The organism is Cesiribacter andamanensis AMV16, from assembly GCF_000348925.1.
GTDB classification, from domain to species: domain Bacteria; phylum Bacteroidota; class Bacteroidia; order Cytophagales; family Cyclobacteriaceae; genus Cesiribacter; species Cesiribacter andamanensis.
Genome location: NZ_AODQ01000180.1, coordinates 1 through 7,086, shown reverse-complemented (window position 1 = coordinate 7,086; position 7,086 = coordinate 1). Strand labels below are relative to the sequence as shown.

4 protein-coding genes are annotated in these 7,086 nt (G+C 56.0%); all 4 read left to right on the top strand.

The window, feature by feature from the left end; genetic code table 11:
• The first annotated feature begins 12 nt into the window (after positions 1-12).
• A complete protein-coding gene (locus ADICEAN_RS23990; RefSeq protein WP_394330774.1) occupies positions 13-231 on the top strand; it encodes a DNA repair ATPase in 219 nt (72 codons plus the stop codon).
• Positions 146-4,864 (top strand): DNA repair ATPase, encoded by a 4,719-nt coding sequence (locus ADICEAN_RS19660; protein WP_394330773.1) that lies wholly within the window; start codon positions 146-148, stop codon positions 4,862-4,864. The genes ADICEAN_RS23990 and ADICEAN_RS19660 overlap by 86 nt, the downstream gene beginning before the upstream one ends.
• Before the next feature lie 254 nt (positions 4,865-5,118).
• Positions 5,119-5,616, top strand: coding sequence for a ferritin-like domain-containing protein (locus tag ADICEAN_RS19655; protein ID WP_009197417.1), 498 nt, complete (start codon positions 5,119-5,121; stop codon positions 5,614-5,616).
• 319 nt (positions 5,617-5,935) lie between these two features.
• The gene (locus ADICEAN_RS19650) at positions 5,936-7,036 is read left to right on the top strand and encodes an MBL fold metallo-hydrolase (protein WP_009197416.1); all 1,101 of its coding nucleotides are present in this window, start codon (positions 5,936-5,938) and stop codon (positions 7,034-7,036) included.
• The last annotated feature ends 50 nt before the right edge of the window (positions 7,037-7,086 follow it).

The window sequence follows — 7,086 nt, the reverse complement described above, 5'->3', positions numbered from 1 at the left end:
TCAAAGCGCTCAATGAGAACCCGCAAGGGGGTATTTGGCGCCATTGAAACCAAGCTGGTGGCCACCGAGCGGGTTACCACGGCCAACAACTGCATTGCGCAGGACATGGTGCCCGGTGGGCGGCCACTTTATCTTTGGCTACAATGTGCACCTGGGCCTCAAAACGCATGTGGAGCTGGCCGATGTGTTCAGTATCTATCAGTACGATACCCAAAGCCACACCTTTCATGAAGAGGGGCTGGCGCTGCTGGAGCAGGGAGCATTTCTGCAGGATTTTGCGACACTCTATAAATACTACAAAGACACGCGCTTTGTAAAGTTCGCCCAGCTGGGGCCGCACCTGTTTATGGTGTTTCGGGTAGGCAAGAGCGTAACCGACATCAAAACCTTTAAGTGGCTGCTGCAGGGGGGTACGCTCACCTACCTCGATAACCGCAGCGACCATGAATGGGTGTTTCCCGATCAGCACGAGTTCCGCTGGAAGCGCACCACCCGCGACATGCAGCGGCAGGGCAAACACCCCCATGTAAGCCTGGAAGACCGGCTTTTTGTAGAAACCGTAGGGGGTGACCTCACCATTAAAATAGAAGACAATACCGATGGCGGCCTGGGCATCTATACCGAGCCGGTTGATAATCCCGACCAGACCCTGGACGATGCCGACATCCAGTATGCCATCATTGGCAACCTCATTGCCCTCAAGATCCGGCCCTACCAGGAGAAGGCCTATCGCTACATCATTTACAACAGCAAGCTGCAGCAGGCCCGCCGCGTGGATGGCATTGCCGACAGCTGCCTGCTGCTGCCTGACGATCATGGCCTGATCTTCTCCAACGGCTACTACCTGCAAACCGGCGAGTACAAGCTCTTTGACCTTGGGCTGGCCGATATGCTGTTTGAAAAGCGCGTGGTAAGCCCCAATGGCGAAGATTTCCTCTACATTTTCTACAACCACCACAATGGCCTTTACCTGCTGCTGCCCTATAACCTCATTGCCCAAAAGGTGGGCACCCCCATTACCTGCCACGGCTACAGCCTGTTTGAAAATGGCGAGATGTGCTACTTCCGCGGCGATGAGGAAGCCAAAAAACATCATGTGGTGCAGATCTGGCAGACCCCCTTTATCGGTCCCAACATCCCCCTGAAGGGTAATCAGGATTCCTACCTCTTCAAGCTGGGCAACAAAGACATTGTACGGGCCATGGCCGAGGCCAATGAGCTGCTGGTGATCCTGGGCAAAGATGAGCAGTATGCCAACCTCTACCTGGACCTGGCCAAAGGCGCCACCGGCCTGCTCGATAGCTACCACTGGCTGGCCCATGCCGAAGCCCAGGACCTGGCCAGCCCCCTCAAAGACATTCGTGATGCTGCCGGCGCCGCCATTGATGAGTTTGAAAAAGTAAGCCAGATCCGCCAGAACACCCGGGAGCGGGTGGGCGAGGTGCTGGCCAAAGCCGAAGCGCTGCTGAAAAAAGTGAGCCGGGAGCGTGCCAGCAAAATACAGGAGTATGTAGATTTTCTCTCCCAGCTGCGCTCCTCAAGGGGGGAAGTGATCTCTCTGAAAGAGCTGCGCTATGCCGATTTGCCCGCCATTGAGGCAGCTGAACAGGAGCTGGCCGGAGCACAGGACACCGTAAGTCAGAAAACGGTTGCCTTCCTGCTCAAAGCCGATGCCCTCCAGCCCTACCAGCAGCGGGTAAAAGAGCTGGAAACCGAGGTGACCGCCGCAGAAAAAGTGGTGCGGGCCAACGAGCTGGAAGAAGCGCTGAACACAGCTGCCGCCGAGCTGGAAATGCTCATTGAGGTGGTGAGCAACCTGAAGATCGAAGATGCCACCCAAACGGTGCAGATCATCGACAACATCAGCGCCATTTACGCCCAGTTCAATGGGGTGAAGGCACAATTGAAGCGCCGCCGCAAAGAGCTGATGGGCCAGGAGGGCAAGGCCGAATTTGGCGCCCAGATGAAGCTGGTGGATCAGGCGGTGATCAACTACCTGGATGTGTGCGATACGCCCGCCAAATGCGATGAGTACCTTACCCGCGTCATGGTGCAGCTGGAAGAGCTGGAAGGCCGCTTCAGCGAATTCGATGCGTTTGTAGAGCAGCTCAGCATCAAGCGGGACGAGGTGTATGCCGCCTTCGAAAACCGCAAGCTGCAGCTTACCGAAGCCCGCAACCGCCGGGCCGGCACCCTGCAAAGTGCCGCCGAGCGCATCCTCAAGGCCATCCAGAACCGCCTGAGCCGTATGGAAACGGTGCAGGAGATCAATGGGTATTATGCCTCCGACCTGATGCTGGAAAAACTCCGCAGCATGGTAGAGGAGCTGCTGCAGCTGGGCGATACCGTAAAGGCCGATGATATCCGCAGCAAAATGAAGAGCATTCGGGAAGAAGCCCTTCGCCAGCTGAAAGACAAGAACGAACTCTATGCCGATGGCCACAACACCATCCGCTTTGGCAAGCACAGCTTTAGCGTAAACCACCAGCCGCTGGAGCTGAGCCTGGTGCCCAAAGACGGCCTCATGCAGTACCACCTGACCGGTACCGGCTTTTTTGAGCCCGTAACTCACGAGGCCATTACCGGCAGCCGCGATCTCTGGGACCAGGCGCTGGTGAGCGAAAATGGGGAGGTGTACCGGGCCGAGTACCTGGCCTACCAGCTCCTGAAGGGGGCCGAAGCCGCCGGCAAAAAAAGAGGTGCCGAAGGGGGTGCTAAAACCCCGGAAGAACTGCAGGCCCTATCGCCCGCCGAGCTGCTCAAAGAAGTGCAGGCTTTTGGGGCCGGCCGCTTCAACGAGGGTTATATCAAGGGGGTGCATGATGCCGATGCGGTGCTGATCCTGCAGGCCCTGCTGCGCATGCGGGCCTCAGCCGGCCTGCTGCGTTATGCGCCTGAGGCCCGCGCCTGTGCCGCCCTCTGGTGGCAGGCCTTTGCCGAAGGGGAGCAAAAGGAGTTATTGCTGCACCAGCTGAAAGGGGCCGGCTACATTCAGAAAGTTTTTCCACAGGCCGGCGCTTTTGCCGAGATTTTGCAGCAATTGCAGCAGGGACTTACTGCCTTCATAGAGCAGTACGGGCTCTTCCTGCCGGAAGTAGTGGCCGAAGCGGCAAGCTACCTTTTCCGGGAGCTGAGCCAGAACGACCACTTTATTGTAGCCGCCGAAACCGCCCGTTTTGTAGAAGCCTTCAAAAAGGGGCTAAAGCAGCAAAAGGGCGAAGAAGCCTTCCGCGCTTCCCTCAAGGGGGTGCAGAAGCAGCCCCACCTGCTCTACCAGCAGCTGAGCCGCTGGCTGCAGGCCTATAACGAAGCCGCCGAAGCTGGCGCAGGAGAGTACCTCGCCGAAGCCAGTGTGTACCTGCAGCTGGGCGAAGGGGGCAAGCAACCCATTGTAGAAGCCAGCCTGCAGGAAACGCTGGAAGGCCTGCAGGGCAGCCATGCCCGCATTGAAGAGGGCCGCTATGTACTGCACTACAACCAGTTTATGAAGCGGCTGCAGCAGTATGAGCAGCAGGTGGTGCCCCGCTTTGAAGCCCTGCAAAAGCAGAAAAAAGAATTGGCTACAGCCTTTGCCGAAGAGCTGCGCCTGGAGGAGTTCAAGCCCAGGGTGATGAGCTCCTTTGTGCGCAACAAACTGATCGACGAGGTGTACCTGCCGCTGATTGGCGCCAACCTGGCCAAGCAGATCGGCACGGCCGGCGAAAACAAACGCACCGACCTTATGGGCATGCTGCTGCTGATTTCGCCGCCGGGCTATGGCAAAACCACCATCATGGAATACATTGCCAACCGCCTGGGCCTGATCTTCATGAAGATAAACGGGCCGGCCATTGGTCATGATGTGATCTCGGTAGACCCGGCCGATGCCCGCAACTCGGCCGCCCGGAAGGAGCTGCAGAAGCTGAATCTGGCCTTTGAGATGGGCGATAATGTGATGATCTATGTAGACGACATTCAGCACTGCAATCCCGAATTCCTGCAGAAGTTCATCTCCCTTTGCGATGCCCAGCGCAAGATCGAGGGCATCTGGAAGGGCCGCAGCAAAACCTATGATTTCCGCGGGCGCAAGGTGGCCGTGGTGATGGCGGGCAACCCCTATACCGAAAGCGGCGAGAAATTCAAAATTCCCGACATGCTGGCCAACCGCTCCGATATCTACAACCTGGGCGATATCATTGGCGATACAGCCGAGGCCTTTAAGCTTTCTTACCTGGAAAACTGCCTTACCTCCAACGCCATTCTGGCGCGGGTAGCGGCCAAAAGCCACAAAGATGTGCTGCAGCTCATCAAAGTAGCCGAAACTGGGCAGCAGGAGGGGCTGCAGTTTGAGGCCAACCATGCGCCGCAGGAGGTCAGCGAATGCGTGCAGGTGCTGGACAAACTGCTCAAGATCCGCGATGTGATTCTGCGGGTAAACCTGCAGTACATCGAATCGGCCGGCCAATCGGACGACTACCGCACCGAGCCCGCCTTTAAGCTGCAGGGCTCCTACCGCAACATGAACAAGCTGGCCGAAAAGGTGGTGCCCATCATGAACGAGCAGGAGCTGCTTACCCTGTTGCTGAGCCACTATGATGGCGAGTCGCAGACCCTCACCACCGGCGCTGAGGCCAATGTGCTGAAGCTAAAAGAGCTGAACAGCTGGCTTACGCCCGAGGAGACCCTGCGCTGGGAAGAGATCAAGCAGACCTTCCGCCAGAACAACAAGATAAGGGGCATGGGCGGCGACCATATGGCGCAGGTGCTGCTGCAGATGGAAAACGTAAGCCACGCCCTCTACGGCATTCGCGCAACCCTGGCCGCCGGTAAGGGCAAGGGCAATGGCCATGCTACCGATGGGGTGGCAGAGGTGCAGGTGCCTTAAGGGCAGACCACAGAGCATAAAGCCAAAAAAACGTAACCTAAAAACTAGAAAATGGTATACTATACAGGAAATCAAAAATGTTGATTTCTTCTAGAATAGACTAACGGTTCATGTATGACATAAATTGGCCTACATTAAAGGGCAATGATTGGCAAAAAATACATTACTAAAATTTAATGTATGCGGCTAAACATAGCCCTTTTTTGTGAGGTTAGTCTACTAGTACCAATTTTTAGAACGTAACCTATTTTTTTATGGCAACTGACAAATTTAATTCTCTGAAAGACCTCTTTGAACATGAGATCAAAGACCTGTATAGCGCCGAATCGCAACTGACCGATGCGCTGCCCAAAATGGCCGAAAAAGCCAGCAACCCGCAGCTGCGCCAGGCCTTTGAAATGCACCTGCAGGAAACCCAGCAGCAGCGCAAGCGCCTGGAGCAGATCGGCGAAATTTGTGGCTTTAATGTAAAAGGCGAGAAATGCCAGGCAATGGAAGGCCTGGTAAAAGAAGGCAAAGAAATGCTGGAAATGAAAGGCGATGCCGATGTGCGTGATGCCGGCCTTATTGCCTCTGCCCAGCGCGTAGAGCATTATGAGATGGCAGGCTACGGCACCGCCCGTACCTATGCCCAGCAACTGGGACTCAGCGAAGTAGCCGATCTTCTGGAGCAAACCCTCAATGAAGAGAAGCAGGCTGATAAAAAGCTGAATGATATTGCCATTAACCGTGTAAACAAGTCGGCACAATAAGCTGCCTGATCCAGGCAACTGTCAATAGAAAAACTCCCGGCCCCTTGGTCGGGAGTTTTTTGTGGAAAACCATTCACCACAGGCGGCTGGCCAGGGGCTGCTGCGGAAGCACTGCGAGAGGGGGAGAAAAGTTGCCAAAGGCCAATCCATTGAGTATCTGTCAGTAAGCAAAATAGATTTGATAAAATTATGCTTTTCCCCAAAACAATTGTGGGTGTTTCGGGTAGAGTTTTGTGGGGTTAGTTAAACGTGCCCGTCTGTGCGGAAGTCCCAGCCCTAGCACCTACTGATACGAGGCATATAATAAAATCACACGTATATGAGCAGGTTGAAGAAGATGGTAATGAATGATGAACCACAGCTTGTAGCACCAGGCATTTATCGGTTGTCTTCTACCATAGTAAATGTCTATTTTATTGGGTTGCCCGCCGGGCCATGGGTGTTGGTAGATACCGGTATGCCCTTTTCGGCAGGGCAGATCCGGCAGGCGGCCGAGAGCCTCTATGGCCTGGATGCCCGTCCGGAAGCTATTCTGATGACCCACGGACACTTTGACCATGCCGGTTCGGTAGAAGAGCTCTCCCGCAGCTGGGATGTAGCCGTGTATGCACATCCCCGGGAGTTTCCCTACCTGAGCGGTCGCTGCGAGTACCCCCCTCAGGATCCCACCGTAGGGGGTTTTGGCGGCCAGATGAGCCGCGTGTATACCAACAAGCCCTATAATGTGGCCGAGCGCCTGCAGGCCCTGCCTGAAGATGGCAGCCTGCCCATGCTGCAGGACTGGAAGTGGGTATTTACCCCTGGCCATACCCCCGGTCATGTATCCTTCTTCCGGGAAAGGGACCGGGTGCTCATTGCCGGCGATGCCATCATTACCATGGATATACACAATCCTGCCGGCCTGATGGGCGGCCATACCGGCCTGTGGGGACCACCAGAGTACTTTACACCCGACTGGCGCATGGCGCTCAAATCCATTGATAAACTGGCCCTGCTAAAACCTAAAACCCTGCTTACCGGCCATGGCGACCCCCTCTCGTACCGCGGGCTTGACCTGGACCTGGTACAGTTTGCCGATAAGTACCGACCTCCCCTGCATGGCCGCTACATTCCCTATGCCGCTGAGTTTGCCGAAGATGGCAGCGTGCTGAGCGTACCCCCTCCGGTAAACGATACGCTGGTTACGGTGCTGGCAGGGGTGGGTGCCGGTTTGGTGGGCCTGGCTGCCGTATATGGAGCCTTTAAGCTCAACAGCAACCGCAAGTCCCGCATCGAAGAGCGCTACCGGCTGCACCGCACCACCATAGACCTTCCCTGGAACAAGCGCATTAACCGTCCGGCCGCCCGGTCCGACAGGCAGTACAAACCGGTTACCTACAGCCTGATGCGCAAAAAGCGCTACGATGTGGAAGACAGGTAGCCCAAGCCCGACAGCAGTTGATGAAAGCGCCCCGGTTTACTGGCCGGGGC

Coding starts and splice junctions, on each gene's coding strand:
- ADICEAN_RS23990 (WP_394330774.1), top strand. CDS start 13: ATGAGAACCCGCAAGGGGGTATTTGGCGCCATTGAAACCAAGCTGGTG.
- ADICEAN_RS19655 (WP_009197417.1), top strand. CDS start 5,119: ATGGCAACTGACAAATTTAATTCTCTGAAAGACCTCTTTGAACATGAG.
- ADICEAN_RS19650 (WP_009197416.1), top strand. CDS start 5,936: ATGAGCAGGTTGAAGAAGATGGTAATGAATGATGAACCACAGCTTGTA.